Origin of the sequence: Mucilaginibacter sp. KACC 22063, assembly GCF_028736115.1 — a bacterium.
GTDB lineage: Bacteria > Bacteroidota > Bacteroidia > Sphingobacteriales > Sphingobacteriaceae > Mucilaginibacter.
In genome coordinates this window covers 1,082,817-1,100,598 of sequence record NZ_CP117877.1, presented here as the reverse complement: position 1 = coordinate 1,100,598, position 17,782 = coordinate 1,082,817, and the positions used below count along the sequence as shown (strand labels likewise).

Annotated in this window: 9 protein-coding genes, 2 tRNA genes and 3 rRNA genes; 8 read left to right on the top strand and 6 right to left on the bottom strand. The window is 42.4% G+C overall.

Going from position 1 to position 17,782, the window contains the following annotated elements; genetic code table 11:
- The first annotated feature begins 202 nt into the window (after positions 1-202).
- Together PQ461_RS04830 and PQ461_RS04825 are read left to right on the top strand one after the other, a co-directional pair.
- Positions 203-3,541 (top strand): TonB-dependent receptor, encoded by a 3,339-nt coding sequence (locus PQ461_RS04830; RefSeq protein ID WP_274302234.1) that lies wholly within the window; start codon positions 203-205, stop codon positions 3,539-3,541.
- Positions 3,542-3,631: 90 nt separating this feature from the next.
- Positions 3,632-4,024, top strand: coding sequence for an acyl-CoA thioesterase (locus tag PQ461_RS04825; protein ID WP_274302233.1), 393 nt, complete (start codon positions 3,632-3,634; stop codon positions 4,022-4,024).
- On the opposite strand, the gene PQ461_RS04820 is transcribed toward PQ461_RS04825, so the two are convergent.
- From PQ461_RS04820 to PQ461_RS04795, 6 genes are all read right to left on the bottom strand, one after another.
- Positions 4,019-4,993 carry a glycoside hydrolase family 43 protein gene (locus PQ461_RS04820; RefSeq protein WP_274302232.1) on the bottom strand — a complete coding sequence of 325 codons (975 nt, stop codon included), beginning with the start codon at positions 4,991-4,993 and terminating at the stop codon, positions 4,019-4,021. The two genes, PQ461_RS04825 and PQ461_RS04820, sit on opposite strands and share 6 nt — an antisense overlap.
- 193 nt (positions 4,994-5,186) lie before the next feature.
- Positions 5,187-5,298: ribosomal RNA gene (gene rrf, locus PQ461_RS04815) — 5S ribosomal RNA — on the bottom strand.
- Between the two features lie 185 nt (positions 5,299-5,483).
- Positions 5,484-8,360, bottom strand: a 23S ribosomal RNA gene (locus PQ461_RS04810).
- 254 nt (positions 8,361-8,614) lie between these two features.
- Positions 8,615-8,688 (bottom strand) — tRNA-Ala (locus tag PQ461_RS04805).
- Positions 8,689-8,776: 88 nt separating this feature from the next.
- Positions 8,777-8,851: transfer RNA gene (locus PQ461_RS04800), tRNA-Ile, on the bottom strand.
- A gap of 332 nt (positions 8,852-9,183) precedes the next feature.
- Positions 9,184-10,704 (bottom strand): 16S ribosomal RNA (locus tag PQ461_RS04795).
- The 16S, 23S and 5S rRNA genes sit together here with 2 tRNA genes alongside, the layout of an rRNA operon.
- Positions 10,705-11,748: 1,044 nt before the next feature.
- Between PQ461_RS04795 and PQ461_RS04790 the strand changes: the two genes are divergently transcribed.
- From PQ461_RS04790 to PQ461_RS04765, 6 genes are all read left to right on the top strand, one after another.
- A complete protein-coding gene (locus tag PQ461_RS04790) occupies positions 11,749-12,675 on the top strand; it encodes an outer membrane protein assembly factor BamD (RefSeq protein WP_274302231.1) in 927 nt (308 codons plus the stop codon).
- A gap of 16 nt (positions 12,676-12,691) precedes the next feature.
- Positions 12,692-13,030 carry a DNA-directed RNA polymerase subunit omega gene (locus PQ461_RS04785; protein WP_274302230.1) on the top strand — a complete coding sequence of 113 codons (339 nt, stop codon included), beginning with the start codon at positions 12,692-12,694 and terminating at the stop codon, positions 13,028-13,030.
- A 131-nt stretch (positions 13,031-13,161) separates the two neighbouring features.
- Positions 13,162-14,364 (top strand): bifunctional phosphopantothenoylcysteine decarboxylase/phosphopantothenate--cysteine ligase CoaBC, encoded by a 1,203-nt coding sequence (gene coaBC / locus PQ461_RS04780; RefSeq protein ID WP_274302229.1) that lies wholly within the window; start codon positions 13,162-13,164, stop codon positions 14,362-14,364.
- Positions 14,361-15,257 (top strand): type IX secretion system protein PorD, encoded by an 897-nt coding sequence (gene porD, locus PQ461_RS04775; RefSeq protein ID WP_274302228.1) that lies wholly within the window; start codon positions 14,361-14,363, stop codon positions 15,255-15,257. The genes coaBC and porD overlap by 4 nt, the downstream gene beginning before the upstream one ends.
- Positions 15,258-15,321: 64 nt before the next feature.
- Entirely contained in the window at positions 15,322-15,702 is a 381-nt protein-coding gene (locus PQ461_RS04770; protein WP_274302227.1) for a BlaI/MecI/CopY family transcriptional regulator, read from the top strand.
- Positions 15,703-15,707: 5 nt separating this feature from the next.
- Positions 15,708-17,747: a M56 family metallopeptidase gene (locus PQ461_RS04765; RefSeq protein ID WP_274302226.1), complete on the top strand. Its 2,040-nt coding sequence runs from the start codon at positions 15,708-15,710 to the stop codon at positions 17,745-17,747.
- The last annotated feature ends 35 nt before the right edge of the window (positions 17,748-17,782 follow it).

Below are 17,782 nucleotides of genomic sequence, written 5' to 3'. Positions count from 1 at the left end.
CAACTTTCTTGTGACATTAAACAACATTTTCACTTACTAATTTAGTTTGACTTTTCCACATTGAAAATGCACCTGTTACCATATTTAACATTTATCCTCACATATGTTAAAAAAATTTAAACATAAATTATTGACGGTTAATAATTTCTTAACATTAGTTTATTTATTTTGTGGTTAAAATCATTCATTTAAACCCGCAGGTATGCAAAAGTATTTACTCATTTTTTTAATGCTATTCGGGCTAACGGTGTTCAATAAGAACAGCGCAAATGCTCAGGGTGTGACCACTGCAAGCGTAAACGGTATCGTTTCCGATACCAAAGGCCCTATTCCGGGCGCTACAGTTACCATCACCCACTTACCAACCGGTACAGTTTATTCAACTGTAAGCCGTAACGATGGCCGCTACAACATTCCAAACTTACGTGTTGGTGGCCCTTACACGTTTAAAGTATCCTTTGTAGGATACAACCCGTTCATCCGCGAAAACATCACCCTATCTATTGGCCAGGACCAAAGAATTGATGCTAACATCCAGGAGAACAACACTACACTTAACGAAGTTGTGGTAACAAGCTCAGCCGGTAAGGTGATCAACTCATCACGTACAGGTGCCCGCGAAACTATCAATCGCCAGCAAATTGATGCTTTACCTACCATTAACCGTTCATTAGCAGATTTTACCAAACTTACACCATCTGCAAACGGTTTAAATTTCGGTGGCCGCAGCAGCACATTTAACAACATTACTGTTGATGGTGCTTTGTTTAACAACTCATTCGGTTTATCTGGTACATTAGGTGGCCAAACTAACTCACAACCTATTTCATTAGATGCGATTGACCAGATCCAGGTTGATCTTGCACCTTATGACGTACGTCAGGGTAACTTTACCGGTGCAGGTGTAAACACTGTTGTTAAATCTGGTACTAACCAGGTAAAAGGTACTGCTTACTATTATGTACGCGGCCCAGGCTTAACCGGTTACAAAGTAGGGCCTACCCGCGTTCCTGAAACCAAATTCACTTACCACACTCAAGGTGTAAGTGTAGGTGGGCCAATCATCAAAAACAAATTATTCTTATTTGTTTCTGGTGAGCAAGAGCGTAAAAATGAACCGCCAACTACTAACTACATTGCATCTCGCCCGGGCGTAAGCGGTGCAAACGTTTCGCAAGTACCTGCTGCAACTTTAGAGCAGATTTCAAGCTACTTAAAAAGCAAGTACAACTATGATCCAGGTGCATATGAAAACTTTAATTACCTGACATCAAGCGACAAGATTACTGCAAAACTTGACTGGAATATTGACAAGAACAACACTTTAAGTGCAAAATATTTCTATTTAAAATCTTACAGAAACCTTGCAGCAAGCAACTCTGGTGTAAATAATACAGATGGTAAAACTGCTGTAGGTATAGGTACACGCCAACCGGGTACTTTAACTCTTCCTTTTTATAATTCAGGTTACCAGATTAACAACAACTTTAATATTGGTATAGTAGAGTTAGATACCCGTATCAGCAACACTATGAGTAACAAGTTAACTTTTGGTTACTCTGCTTTACGCGATTATCGTAAAACATTAGGTGGGCAGGATATTCCAATGGTGGATATTGATAATGCTGTTACCTCAACTACTGGTGCCGTAACAACTCCTGCTACTGGTACTGCCACAAGCTTTGGTTATGAACTATATACCGCTGGTAACTTATTAAATACTAATATCATTCAGTTCTCTGACGATTTTACCATTTTCGCAGGTAAACACGAATTAACTTTTGGTACTAACGATCAGATCCAAAGCTACACTAACGGCTTTGCTCCTGCTTACAACGGTTTGTATACTTATAATTCAGCATCAGATTTCCTAAATGGCTTGCCAGCCGCAGCTTATACTTATCGTTATTCTGCATTGCCATCAGGCGAATTCCCTTATGCAAAGATCAAAGCATCTATCTTTAGCGTTTATGCGCAGGATAAATGGCATGTTACAGATAATTTCCGTTTAACCTACGGTGTACGTGCTGATTATGATGCTTTCCCAACCAGCCTTGATGCAAACCCTAACGCAGCTGCATTAACCTTCCAGCAAGGTATCCATGTTGACGTTTCTAAATTGCCTAAAAACCGTGTGCAAATTTCTCCACGTTTAGGCTTTAACTGGGATGTTAACGGTGATCAAACCACTCAGGTTCGTGGTGGTTCAGGCTTATTCGCAGGTTTAGTTCCATTTGTATGGATCTCTAACCAGGCATCAAATAACGGTTTATTATTTGGTTCATACACTGTTACAAAAGCTAACTCTCCTAATGACCCACGATTAAACTTTAACCCTAACGTTAATGCAAATCGCCCACCAGCAGGTAGCGGCGCAGCAAATACCTCTTACGAGCTTGACGTTGCTGATCCCAACTTAAAATATCCAAAAATCTGGAGAACTAACCTGGCTATTGACCAAAGATTACCATGGGGTATCTTAGGTACTATTGAAGGTGCATATACTAAAGATATAAACGCTATTTATCACCAAAATTTAGTGTTATCTGACGCTTATACTACTTTAGCAGGCCCTGAAGGGCAGATTCGTTACGCATCTAAAAACACTACTCCTGCTGCAGGTTCTCCACAAAGTGCTACAAATCCATTCATTAATGGTTTGTATTATATGACTAACACTAAAAAAGGTTATTCATATTTCATCACTGGCCAATTACAGAAAAGCTTTAGCAGCGGTTTCTACGCTAACGTTGCCTACACTTACAATGCATCTAAAGATGTGAATGATGGTGGTTCTACAGCATCTACTATCTGGAGCTCACGTGCTGTTGCAGGAAACCCTAACGGTGATGTATTATCAAACAGCTCTTATGTTCAGCCAAGCCGTGTAATTGCATCAATTGCTTATCGTAAAGAATACGGTAAAAACTATGCAACTTCGGTAGGTTTAATATTTGAAGCTGCTAATAACGGTGCTATTTCTTATGTAACATCAAATGATCCAAACAACGATGGTAACAACTCAAACGATTTGATGTACATACCAAGAAATCAGTCTGAAATTAACCTGGTACCAAACGGTACTACTGATCCCAGAAATGCCAACCAACTTTGGAACCAGCTAAATAACTTTATCAGCCAGGATAAATATCTGAACACTCACAGGGGTCAGTATGCAGAACGTAACGGTGCAATACTTCCATACTTCAAACGTGCTGACTTAAACATCACTCAGGACTTCTTCGTGAAGGCTGGTAAAACACGTAATACTATCCGTTTAACGTTGGATGTGATCAACGTTGGTAACTTCCTTAACCGTAATTGGGGCACTTATCAGGTATCTTCTATTACTGGTCTTAATAATGGTAACGTATCTGTTTTACGTTTTGTAGGCGTAGATGCTACTACAGGCCGCGCTAACTATACATTACCTTACCTGGATGCAAACAACCAGATTCCTATTACAACATCTTATAAAAACGATACCAGCATATTTTCACGCTGGCAAATGCAGTTTGGCGTCCGTTACATCTTTAACTAATCCAAACGCGTAAACATACTAAAGGCCGCTCCTTTTAGGAGCGGCCTTTTTATTTTATATGGGATTTATAGAAAGCCTTAACTTTGACCTATGACTACAGTAGATATTGAAGAAAGAATTCGTTTATCAGAAACCCGTATATTCAAAGCAGTTTTTCCAAGCACCACTAATCATTATGATACTTTGTTCGGTGGCACGGCAATGCATTTAATGGATGAAGTTGCTTTTATAGCAGCTACGAGGTTCACACGGAAACGTGTGGTTACTGTATCTTCAGATCGTATAGATTTTAATCGCCCTATACCTGCAGGTACCATTATAGAACTTGTTGGCCATGTTATACATGTAGGTAACACCAGCTTAAAAGTACTCGTGGAAATCTTCATTGAAGAAATGTATTCGGAGATACGCGAAAAAGCCATTACAGGAACTTTTACATTCGTAGCTATAGACGAACATAAAAATCCTGTAAAGGTCTTATAATCTAGCTTCTGTTACGCCCTCTTTTGTTATTTTCACCGGTTTGATAGTTCCATCAGCATTAAAATATAATCGGTCTATACATACTTCACGGTGATTACCTTCGGTTTCAGTAAGCGGGCGGCGGTGATATACGATATACCATATATCGCGTTTTTTATCATGCATTAATGAGTGATGACCAGCTCCTGTAGCAATGGCCATATCCTGCTGCAATATTTTACCAATGCGTTTAAAAGGTCCAAATGGAGAATCGGCAATGGCATAAGCTACCGAATAATCCGGACCGGTCCAGCCACCTTCAGACCACATCAAATAGTATTTGTTATCTTTTAAAATCATGTAGATACCTTCAACAAACCCTTTAGGTGTGATCTCTTTAAATGTTGTGCCATCAGCATATGGAACAAGGCCAGTAAAATCTTTATTTAGTTGAGCGATATTAGCATGGCCCCACCCACCATAAAGAATATAGTACTTACCATCTTTATCTTTGAATACAAACTGATCTATAGGCTGTGCGCCATTTACAATATCATTAATAAGTGGCTTACCAATATGATCTTTATATGGCCCGGCAGGATTGTCAGCAACCGCTACACCTATACCACCTATCTCACCCTGATGCACATCATTTGCTCCAAAAAACAAAAAGTATTGCTTGCCTTTATGCACTATAGCAGGTGCCCACATTGCACGCTTTGCCCACTTAATAGCAGCAGTATCTACAATGGACGGATGTTTGTCCCAGTGTATTAAATCTTTTGATGAGAAGGCATCTAAATGCACCTGTTGCTTATAAGGTGCTGAATAGGTAGGATAAACCCAATACGTTTTGTCAAAGATTGCTGCATCCGGATCGGCATACCAGCCAGGAAATATAGGATTACCGGAAGTCTTCTGTTTATCCTGCGCCACTGCATTTAGTGTTAATACAGTCGCTACTATTGTAAAGAATGTTTTGAATTGCATGCACTAAAATAGTAGATTATAACTAATAAAACGTTTTACCTGTATTTTTTAACTAAATTTTAGATAAGCTTCGACATCTTAACTAACATTATCCCCAGCGCTTAAACGCAAAAAAGCCTTGTTCTATAGGAACAAGGCTTTAAGTTTTGCTGCCCGATTAGGGGCATTGAGTGCCCGAAAGGGCTTTAAAAAAGGTTGGCGCCGACCTACTCTTCCACGTTTTACCGCAGTACCATCGGCTCTGGCGGGCTTAACTTCTCTGTTCGGAATGGGAAGAGGTGGACACCGCCGATATAGGCACCTGAATATTTTTAGTTATTAGTCATTGGTCATTAGTGCATTCGTCATTGACTGACTTACGGACTTTGCTGACTTTTCTGACTCATTAACTTGACATATTATTGAAAGAAGTAGTTGAAGCTGAGAGAACAACAGCTTATTTGTTGTTTTGATGGTGGTGTGACCGGAAAGGTCACACCACTTATCTGTTGCGAAGAAAGCTTCGGGCGATTAGTATTACTCGGCTATGATGTCACCACCTTTACACCTGTAACCTATCAACGTGGTAGTCTACCACAACCCTATAAGGAAGTCTCATCTCGTGGCTAGTTTCGCACTTAGATGCTTTCAGCGCTTATCTATTCCCAACGTAGCTACTCTGCAGTACAGCTGGCGCCATAACAGATTCACCAGAGGTTAGTCCAACCCGGTCCTCTCGTACTAAGGTCAGCCCCACTCAAACTTCCAACGCCCACAACAGATAGGGACCGAACTGTCTCGCGACGTTCTGAACCCAGCTCGCGTGCCACTTTAATCGGCGAACAGCCGAACCCTTGGGACCTTCTCCAGCCCCAGGATGTGACGAGCCGACATCGAGGTGCCAAACCTCCCCGTCGATATGAGCTCTTGGGGGAGATCAGCCTGTTATCCCCAGCGTACCTTTTATCCTTTGAGCGATGGCCCTTCCATGCAGAACCACCGGATCACTATATCCGTCTTTCGACCCAGCTCGGCTTGTCTGCCTCACTGTCAAGCAAGCTTTTGCTATTGCACTCCGCGTACGGTTACCAAGCGTACTGAGCTTACCTTTGAAAGCCTCCGTTACCTTTTTGGAGGCGACCACCCCAGTCAAACTACCCGCCAAACAATGTCCCCCGCTTTGCAGGGTTAGACACCAAATACAGAAAGGGTGGTATTTCAACGTTGACTAACTGACTCCTAGCGAAGCCAGATCACAGTCTCCCACCTATCCTACACATCCTGTATCCGATATCAATGTTAAGTTGTAGTGAAGGTGCATGGGGTCTTTCCGTCCCGTTGCGGGTAACCGGCGTCTTCACCGATACCACAATTTCACCGAGCTCATGGCTGAGACAGCGCCCAGATCGTTACACCATTCGTGCAGGTCGGAACTTACCCGACAAGGAATTTCGCTACCTTAGGACCGTTATAGTTACGGCCGCCGTTTACCGGGGCTTCGATTCAATGCTTCGCCTTGCGACTAACATCCCCTCTTAACCTTCCGGCACCGGGCAGGTGTCAGGCCTTATACGTCATCTTTCGATTTTGCAAAGCCATGTGTTTTTGTTAAACAGTCGCCTGGGCCTTTTCACTGCGGCTGCATTTCTGCAGCGCCCCTTCTCCCGAAGTTACAGGGCCATTTTGCCGAGTTCCTTAGCCATGATTCACTCGAGCACCTTAGGATCCTCTCCTCGACTACCTGTGTCGGTTTACGGTACGGGTTTTTATGACCTGAAGCTTAGCAGGTTTTCTTGGAAGTCTGATTACCATCACTATCCACTCCCCCGAAGGTTTGCGGTACTATCAGCTTTCAGCAGAACTCACGTACTTTACTATGTGTCCTATACCTACGGCCTTTAACGTTCTATTCCGTCAGAACGCGGATGTGTCACTACTCCGTCACTGCATCGCAGTCATAAAAAGTACTGGAATATTAACCAGTTGTCCATCGGAATCTCCACCCGGATTATCCTTAGGCCCCGACTAACCCTGATCCGATTAGCGTTGATCAGGAAACCTTAGTCTTTCGGTGGGCGGGTTTCTCTCCCGCCTTATCGTTACTTATGCCTACATTTGCTTTTCTATAACCTCCACAGCAGCTTACGCTACTGCTTCGCCGGCGATAGAATGCTCCCCTACCAGTGTATTATTCATACAATCCATAGCTTCGGTATACCATTTAATGCCCGTTTATTATCCATGCCCGGCCGCTCGACTAGTGAGCTGTTACGCACTCTTTAAATGAATGGCTGCTTCCAAGCCAACATCCTAGCTGTCTGTGCAGCCGGACCTCGTTAGTTCAACTTAATGGTAATTTGGGGACCTTAGCTGATGGTCTGGGTTCTTTCCCTCTCGGCCCTGGACCTTAGCACCCAGAGCCTCACTGCAGCGTATATTATCAAGCATTCGGAGTTTATCTGGATTTGGTAGGATTTGACTCCCCCGCACCCAATTAGTAGCTCTACCTCTTAATAACTTTACCGCCACGCTGTTCCTAAAAACATTTCGGGGAGTACGAGCTATTTCCCAGTTTGATTAGCCTTTCACCCCTACCCACAACTCATCCGGAAGCTTTTCAACGCTTATCGGTTCGGTCCTCCAGTACGTGTTACCGCACCTTCAACCTGGTCATGGGTAGATCACAAGGTTTCGCGTCTACCTCCTCTGACTGCACGCCCTATTCAGACTCGCTTTCGCTTCGGCTTCGTGCCTTAAACACTTAACCTTGCCAGAGAAGAGTAACTCGTAGGCTCATTATGCAAAAGGCACGCCGTCATCCGTTGCCAGACTCCGACCGCTTGTAAGCACACAGTTTCAGGTTCTATTTCACTCCCCTGTTCGGGGTTCTTTTCACCTTTCCTTCACAGTACTAGTTCACTATCGGTCTCTCAGTAGTATTTAGCCTTACCGGATGGTGCCGGCAGATTCCCACAAGGCGTCTCCGACCTCGCAGTACTCAGGATCCCACTAAGTCAATATTACTTACGCTTACGCAGCTCTCATGCTCTTTGGCGGGGTTTCCCACCCCCTTCAGCTTCATTTTATTGTACTATGTCGTGGTCCTACAACCCCAGGTATGCCGTAACATAACTGGTTTGGGCTCCTTCCCTTTCGCTCGCCACTACTCAGGAAATCACTATTGTTTTCTCTTCCTCCGCTTACTTAGATGTTTCAGTTCAGCGGGTTAGCGCATTTGCGATCATTCTTCAAATGATCAGGTTTCCCCATTCGGAAATCTCCGGATTAAGTCTTATTTGCAAATCCCCGGAGCTTATCGCAGCTTATCACGTCCTTCTTCGCCTCTGAGAGCCAAGGCATCCCCTGTGTGCCCTTTCTTACTTTCTTCTACGCATACCGCTTTTGCTCGGTATGGTATGTCTTTATTTGATTCTTGTTATCTGTTGTCTGTTTCCTGTTAACGGTATTGCTACCCAACTGTCAACTCGCAACTCGTAACTGTCCTCTACTGTTGTTTTCTCAGTTTATTCAATTACTTCTTCCAATATGTCAAAGAACTTTTTTAAGCTTATGTGCTGAAAGTCTAAAGCTTAAAGCTTTTAAGGGCTTTGTGCTTTTCGCTTTCTGCTTTCCGCTTAAGCGTGGAGAATAACGGATTCGAACCGTTGACCCCCTGCGTGCAAGGCAGGTGCTCTAGCCAGCTGAGCTAATTCCCCAGTTATGATGTCTGTTGCCGGTTGCCGGTTATCTGTTGCCAGTACTTTTTACTTTCAACTTTTAACTCTTTACCTTTAACTCACCCTGTAGTCTCGAGCAGATTTGAACTGCTGACCCCTACATTATCAGTGTAGTGCTCTAACCAAACTGAGCTACGAGACTTTCTTTTGCAGTTCCGAGTTGTGAGTTCCGAGTTCCGAGTCAGCTTCGCTGTGCTAACTGCTAACTCTTCTTTCTATCGCTCCAAACGCTTTGCTGCCGATCTTGTCTTGTGCCTTACTTTTTCAGTTAGTTCACATTCCCTGATGGCTTCATCTTCTGGGTTTCTCTTTTCAGAGTAGCAAGTACCAAGTATATCGTAGCAAGATCTTCTCTTGTTTCCTATCTCTTGTTTCTTGTCTCTGTCTTTTCTCTTTTATAATAAATAAGATAACATGTAACGAGGCTTTTCCTAATTCCTGTCGTTTGACTGATAGTTTGGGATACTGCTCCAGAAAGGAGGTATTCCAGCCACACCTTCCGGTACGGCTACCTTGTTACGACTTAGCCCCAGTTACCGATTTTACCCTAGGACGCTCCTTGCGGTTACGCACTTCAGGTACTCCCAGCTTCCATGGCTTGACGGGCGGTGTGTACAAGGCCCGGGAACGTATTCACCGCGTCATTGCTGATACGCGATTACTAGCGAATCCAACTTCACGGGGTCGAGTTGCAGACCCCGATCCGAACTGTGAACAGCTTTTTGAGATTGGCTTCCTGTTGCCAGGTCGCTGCCCTCTGTACTGCCCATTGTAGCACGTGTGTAGCCCCGGACGTAAGGGCCATGATGACTTGACGTCGTCCCCTCCTTCCTCTCTACTTGCGTAGGCAGTCTGTTTAGAGTCCCCACCTTAAATGCTGGCAACTAAACATAGGGGTTGCGCTCGTTGCGGGACTTAACCCAACACCTCACGGCACGAGCTGACGACAGCCATGCAGCACCTAGTTTCGTGTCCCGAAGGACTGATACGTCTCTGTATCATTCACTAACTTTCAAGCCCGGGTAAGGTTCCTCGCGTATCATCGAATTAAACCACATGCTCCTCCGCTTGTGCGGGCCCCCGTCAATTCCTTTGAGTTTCACCCTTGCGGGCGTACTCCCCAGGTGGAATACTTAACGCTTTCGCTTAGACGCTGACCGTATATCGCCAACATCGAGTATTCATCGTTTAGGGCGTGGACTACCAGGGTATCTAATCCTGTTTGATCCCCACGCTTTCGTGCCTCAGCGTCAATCGCACTTTAGTAAGCTGCCTTCGCAATCGGTGTTCTGTGACATATCTATGCATTTCACCGCTACTTGTCACATTCCGCCTACCTCAGCTGCATTCAAGCTCATCAGTATCAAAGGCACTCCGATAGTTAAGCTACCGCCTTTCACCTCTGACTTAACAAGCCGCCTACGCACCCTTTAAACCCAATAAATCCGGATAACGCTTGGATCCTCCGTATTACCGCGGCTGCTGGCACGGAGTTAGCCGATCCTTATTCTTACCGTACATTCAGCTTCTCACACGTGAAAAGGTTTATTCCGGTACAAAAGCAGTTTACAACCCGTAGGGCCGTCTTCCTGCACGCGGCATGGCTGGTTCAGACTTCCGTCCATTGACCAATATTCCTTACTGCTGCCTCCCGTAGGAGTCTGGTCCGTGTCTCAGTACCAGTGTGGGGGGCCATCCTCTCAGATCCCCTAGACATCATGGCCATGGTGAGCCGTTACCTCACCATCTAGCTAATGTCCCGCATGCCCATCTTTATCCTATAAATATTTGATCATTGAACGATGCCGTTCTGTGATTTTATGCGGTGTTAATCTCTCTTTCGAGAGGCTATCCCCCTGATAAAGGTAGGTTACATACGTGTTACGCACCCGTGCGCCACTCTCATGAAGAGCAAGCTCCTCAATCCCGTCCGACTTGCATGTATTAGGCCTGCCGCTAGCGTTCATCCTGAGCCAGGATCAAACTCTCCATTGTAAAATGTTTTGTTTGTATCCAGACCCTATTACTCAAAATAGAAATCTGTATTTGAAGGCGAAAGTTTTTGAGCTTAAAGCTTAAAGGTAATCCTTTCTGCTTTTCGCTTTTGTCTTTCAACCTTATTGTATCTTTATACAGTATCCCTATCAGTTTAGATTTAATTAAATTAAATTGACTTTCTTTTAGGTTGATAACTTGGTTACAAGTTACCCGCTTCGCTACATGTTATTATCTTATTTAAAGAACTTTGCGCCGCCGCTCACGCTTAGGCTTCTTATGTTGGGCTTCGAGCTGCCAGTTTTCAGTGGCCGGTTATCTGTTGTCCGTATGAACTTTCAACTCGTAACTTTCCGCTTTCAACTAACCGCTTTCTGCTTACTTTCTCTTTTCATTTCCGATCCGGAGTCGCTCCGTTTCGTTTGGGACTGCAAAGGTAGAAGTCTTTTTCTTTTCTCCAAAATTTATTTGAACTTTTTTTTTCAAACTTTCTTCTGGTTACTCCCCGCTTCAGCTTCCTTCAAAATCAGCCTCCACTTATTCGTTTCCGCCTTTTTTCGTTTTCTCCGCCTTAGCTTCCTTCCCGCTTTTCAATCTCTTCCCGCTCCCGTTCGGAGCGGCTGCAAAGGTGATCATTTTTTTCTATTCTCACAAGTACTTCCCAAAAGTTTTTTTTCTTTTGTTTCTTTAGCAGAAACATATCTAAAAAACATACTTTAAAAGCCACTTATTCTCTCTCACTAACACTTGCATCTTTTCAAAAAACAATCCCGCTATCTCTTTTGCGGGCTGCAAAGGTAGCCAAGTTTCCTGCTTATGCAAACCATTCTTTCGAAATTGTTTTAATTATTTTATAACAAGCTTTATATCAGACTAAAAAGTTTATAGCAATTGTAAAAAGGGGGATATTATATCTTATTCATCATTATAAGCGTTAAAAGATGTTAAATACCATACTTAGCTAAACCTATTATATATAGCATATCTATATTAGCGCCCAAATAAATAATTGACTCATTTACTATAATCAACTATCTTTGCAGGATGTTTAAACAACAACGCTTATTTACAACTGGCTTAATTATATGCACTTTACTTGCGTTAGGCAGCTGTAAAAGCAAATTTGAGAAACTTAAGGCCAGTAACGACAACGCCAAGAAGTACCAGGAGGCCATGAAGTACTATAATAAAAAGGACTATACCAAGGCACTTGATCTTTTTGACGATCTATCACAACGTTACCGCGGCCGTGATGGTGCTGAAGACCTTTTTTACTATTATGCTTATACTAACTATAAGCTGAAAGATTACACATCGGCCAGGTATCACTTTAAAAACTTTGCAGATACCTATCCTTCAAACTCACGCGCAGAGGAGTGCCGTTTTATGGCTGCATATTGTTATTATCTTGACTCGCCTATTTATTCGCTTGATCAGGAGAACACAACCAAAGCCATTGAAGCCTTACAGTTGTTTATCAACCTTTATCCTAAAAGCGAACGTGTAGCTGAAGCCGGTAAGTTGATACAAAACCTGCGCGACAAACTTGAGCAAAAAGCTTATGCCAACGCGAAACTTTATCTAACAATCGGCGATTACCAGTCGGCAGTTATTGCATTTGGTAATGTACTGCGCGACTATCCGGATACTAAGTATGCAGAAGAAATGGATTTTCTGACCATAAAGGCACAATATAAATATGCACAAAACAGCTTTGACTATAAACAGGAAGAGCGTTTTGGACAGGCCGCTTCTTATGCCGACCAGTTTATAGAGAAGTATCCGCAAAGTAAATACATGAGTAGCGCACAGTCTTTAAAGAAAGACAGCGAATATGGCATACAACATGCCAAACAGTTACTTGCACAAGCAGAGACAGACAAAAAGCTGGCTAAGAAATTAGCAAAGAAAGATACGGTTACCACACAGCCGCCATCTGAAAAGAACAACGATAATCAAAAAATGCCGTAATATAACATAGGAAGATATGAGCAACATTAGCAATACCAAACAAACAACAGTAGCAAGCAGTACTGTAACCCGCGATCTTCGCGAGTTAGACGTTGATACTGACAATCTTTATGAGTCAATCGTTATCATGTCAAAACGTGCTAACCAGATATCAAATAATATTAAAGAAGAATTACATCAAAAACTATCTGAGTTTGCATCTTCAAATGATAACCTGGAAGAAGTTTTTGAAAACCGCGAGCAAATTGAAATTTCAAAGCATTACGAAAAAATGCCTAAACCAACTTTAGTTGCCGTTCAGGAATTTTTAGAAGGTAAAGTATACCACCGTAATCCGGCAAAAGAACAGCAATAACATTACATTTGCTATTGAAGCCTCTCTGTAAGCACAGAGGGGCTTTTTTATGATTAGGGATAGTGATGTTTTAACTATCTTTAACAGCAGCTTTTTGAAACCAGCTTTAAAATAGATACACTTGCGCAATTATGCTCGAAGGTAAAAAGATTGTATTAGGCATTAGCGGCAGTATAGCCGCTTACAAATCGGCAACGCTGGTAAGGCTGCTAATTAAAGCCGGTGCAGAAGTACAGGTAATTATGACAGATAGCGCCCGGGATTTTATCACCCCGCTAACCTTATCCACCCTATCAAAAAATCCTGTACTTACTAAATACTTTGAGCAGGAAAGCGGCGAATGGAATAACCATGTAAAATTAGGGTTATGGGCAGATTTAATGATCATAGCGCCCATCAGCGCCAACACCTTGGCAAAGCTGGCCAACGGAATATGCGATAACCTGCTGGCTGCTACCTATCTTTCGGCACGTTGCCCGGTTTATTTTGCACCGGCTATGGACCTTGATATGTGGAAACATGCTGTTACACAAAGTAATGTGGCCAAACTACTTCAATACGGAAATAAACTGATTGCACCGGAACGCGGCGAACTTGCCAGTGGCTTGCATGGCGATGGCCGTATGGCCGAACCAGAGCACATCGTTGATATTTTATGCTCAACACTTAAAAAAGGTAATCAGTTAACCAATCAAACTATTGTTGTTACGGCAGGGCCAACTTATGAAGCCATTGACCCGGTAAGGTTTATTGGCAACCACTCGTCTGGAAAAATGGGCTTTGCTATTGCTGATGAATTGGCCAACAGGGGAGCAGATGTGGTACTGATTACAGGGCCAACCAGCGAAGCAACGGCGAATAGAAATATCCTTCGCATTGATGTGACATCGGCTGATGATATGCTTAAAGCCTGCCAAAAGCATTTTGAAACTGCTAAAGCATGTGTGATGAGCGCTGCCGTAGCAGATTATACGCCTGCACAGCCAGCCAAACAAAAGATAAAAAAGCAAACCGGAGACTTGAACATTGAACTGAAGAAAACGGTTGATATATTAAAAGTACTGGGCGAAGTAAAACGCAAGGACCAGGTGTTAGCAGGATTTGCGCTTGAAACTGAGAACGAAGAGCAAAACGCCATTGCCAAAATCCAGAAGAAAAACCTGGACTTTATTGTGCTTAACTCTTTAAATGATGCCGGGGCTGGCTTCAAAACCGATACTAACAAAATCACCATTATTGACCGCGACCTTAAAAAAACATCTTTTAATTTAAAAAGCAAAACGGAAGTGGCCAATGATATTTGTGATAAACTAACCAAACTGATATTACAATGAGAAAATTGTTTGTTTGCTTTGTAATGCTCATAGCTGCCTATACCGGTTATGCCCAGGATTTAAATGCCCGTGTAACGGTAGTTGCTCCAAAAGTAGCCACAACAAACAAACGTATATTTGAGTCGCTTGAAAATGCAATGAAAGACTTTCTGAACGGACGCAAGTGGAGTGTAGATCAGATATTGCCTAATGAAAGGATCGATTGTAATTTCCTGCTTAATGTCACCTCTTGGGATGGTTCAAGTTCATTTTCAGGTGAGCTGCAAGTACAATCTACACGCCCCGTTTATAATGCATCGTACAACACAACGCTTTTTACCATCAATGATAAAGACATTGACTTTAGCTATACCGAAGGCCAGACGATAGATTATAACAATCAGACCTTTTTAAATAATCTAAGCTCTATCATGGCGTATTACGCCTATATTATTTTAGGCTTTGATTATGATAGCTTCTCAAGATATGGCGGTACACCTTATTTTGCCAATGCCCAAAACATAGTAATCAACGCACAAACATCTTCTTTTAAAGGATGGCGGGGATCTGACAATAACATTAACCGTTACTGGTTGTCTGAAAACCTTGCTAATAAAACATACATTCCGTTAAGAAGCTTTTATTACGACTACCATCGCAACGGACTTGACCTGATGGCTGACAACGCAGGCCAGGCCCGTAAAAACATCCTGGCTTTATTACCCTCCTTAACACAGTTAGACAGGTTGCGCATCGGTGCTACCCTGCCTACGCTCTTCTTTTCTGCCAAAGCAAACGAACTGATCAATATTTTCAACGGGGCTGATCCGCAGCAACGTATCTCTGCTTATAACATCCTTACAGAAGCCGACCCGGCTAACGGAACTAAATATCAGTTACTCCGAAAAAATTAATTTCAAAAATCATTTGCATTTACGAAAACCATCGTAGATATTTGTACGAAGAGATTCGTATATTATGAGTGAGATAAAAGTAACCGAAAGTGAGTTAGAGATATTGCAGGTTTTATGGCAACGCGGCGAGTGCACCGTACGCGAGGTTCATGAAGAACTGGCGAAATCAAAAGACTCGGGATATACTACTACCCTTAAGCTAATGCAGATTATGCATGAGAAAGGATTGGTTGACCGTAACACATCTACCAAGACACACGTCTATAAAGCATTGGTAAGTAAAAAGGATGCACAGAAAAGTGCGCTGGACAAGATCATCAATACCGTGTTCACCGGTTCCACTGCCGACTTAGTGATACAGGCCTTGGGCACACACCGTGCCTCAAGCGATGAGATCGAATCTATAAAGAAGTATTTGAACCAGTTTGAAAACCCTGAAAAATAAAAGTTATGGAAATGTTGCTGCATAATTTAAGCGAAGTGGTTGCTGTAAGTATCATTCATTCTTTATGGCAATGCCTGCTGATCTATTTTGTACTACGCATTTTATTGGCGGGATTGTTCGGCTTTAATGCCAACACAAAATATCACATAACCAATGCAGGCCTACTTTTATCGGCAGTATGCTTTTTGTATACCTTATTTAACCAGGCATCAAACTATAGCTGGCAGCTTACATCACAGGCAGCAAATTTTAATCACCTGCCTTTATGGCTAATGATTAAACACACTATAGCATCTTCAAATAACCGTTATGAGTTAACTATAGCCCGTTATCTGCCTTACATTACCACTACCTATGCAATAGGTTTACTTTTTAATAGCCTCCGCCTGCTTACAGGTTGGTTACAGATACAACAACTGAAACAACAGTCGCAAACAGACTATGCGTTGCAGCAAACCGTAAATCGTTTATGCGCTGTGCTTAAACTGAATAAAACAGTAACCCTGCTTTGTTCAGATAAGATCAGTATTCCCTGTATCACCGGTTACCTGAAACCGCTCATATTAATGCCACTCTCTTTGGTAAACTACCTGTCTGTACAGGAAGTGGAGTCTATTTTATTGCATGAACTGGCCCATGCAAAACGCAACGACTATCTGATCAACCTGCTGCAGCAGGTAATATCGGTGGTGTTGTTTTTTAACCCGTTTGTTTATTTAATGAGCCGTATCGCTAACCGCGAACGTGAAAACAGCTGCGACGACATGGTAGTACACTTTACCGGCAAGCCGCTTATTTATGCCCAGGCTTTATTAAAGATCGAACAAAACAGTGTGCAGCAATGGCAGCTTGCACTTGCCGCCACTGGAAAAAACAAGTTTCATTTACTTAACCGAATTGAAAGAATTATGAAAACAAAAAAGCCTACAGCTAACATTAAACAAGTACTGTTAGCATTCACCATACTTGCCTTTAGCTTAAGCTGCATTGCATGGCTTAACCCATCAATTGCAAAAGGCAGGTTATCAGTAAAAAAAATAAAGCTGGATTTAGCTGCTATTGTAGCAGATACCACTCTTACAAAAAAGACAACCAAATCAGAAAGCAAGACAGCACATAATGGTAAAAGAAAAAGGACGATTCATGTCAATAATGAATTCATCACAGAAGGCATGAATGATCCGAAACTTGAACAGCTATCTGCCGATGTACAAAAACATGGTGATGCCATCAGCAAATATTTTGAGAGCGAAGACTTCAAAAAAATGCAGGCTGATATGGAAAAGGCAGGTGCTGATATGGAAGCATACTATAACAGGGATGAGATAAAAAACCTGCAGCGCAACCAGGAAAAGTTGAGTAAAGAGATCGAAGCAAGATGGGGTGACAGTGGCGAGACCCATGAAATATCTAAAAAAATGGAAGCCATAGGCAAAAACATTGAAACTTACTTTAACAGCAGTGCTTTTAAAAAGCAGGATGCTCAATTAAGACGAAAATATAATATCCCGCAGAATTACAATTACAAGAATGGCAATAACGAAAACTACCGTAAATATCAGCAAGAGCTAAATAAATATATCCCGGCAGAGATTACAGCTCAAACAAACGAACTAAAAGATCTGGGTAATAAAATTAGCAGTCATTATGAGTCTGCTGAATTTAAAGCACAAATTAACCAGGCAAAGCTGATGGGTGACAGCCTTAGAAAAGTTTTTAATAGCGACATGGTTAAAATGCAGAAAGAAAAACTGCAAAAGCTTTCTGAGCAAATGCGCAATTACCAAAACAGCCCGGCATATAAGCGCGAACAGGAGCAATTAAAAATAGCAACTGACAAACTACGCCAATACACCAACAGCGATGAATTTAAGAAGAAAGTAAAGGCATGGAAAGAGAATGAAAAGGCTATGAATCTTAATAATGACGAAGACAACCCTTCGATTATATTATCTGCTCCGCCAGAGGTAACTGCCCCGGCAGTACCTGACGTTCCGCAAGTAACTGAAAAACCTGCACCGGCACCAGAACCCGCAAATCCATAACAACCTGCAGTTTTCTAAACTGTATATTAAATATG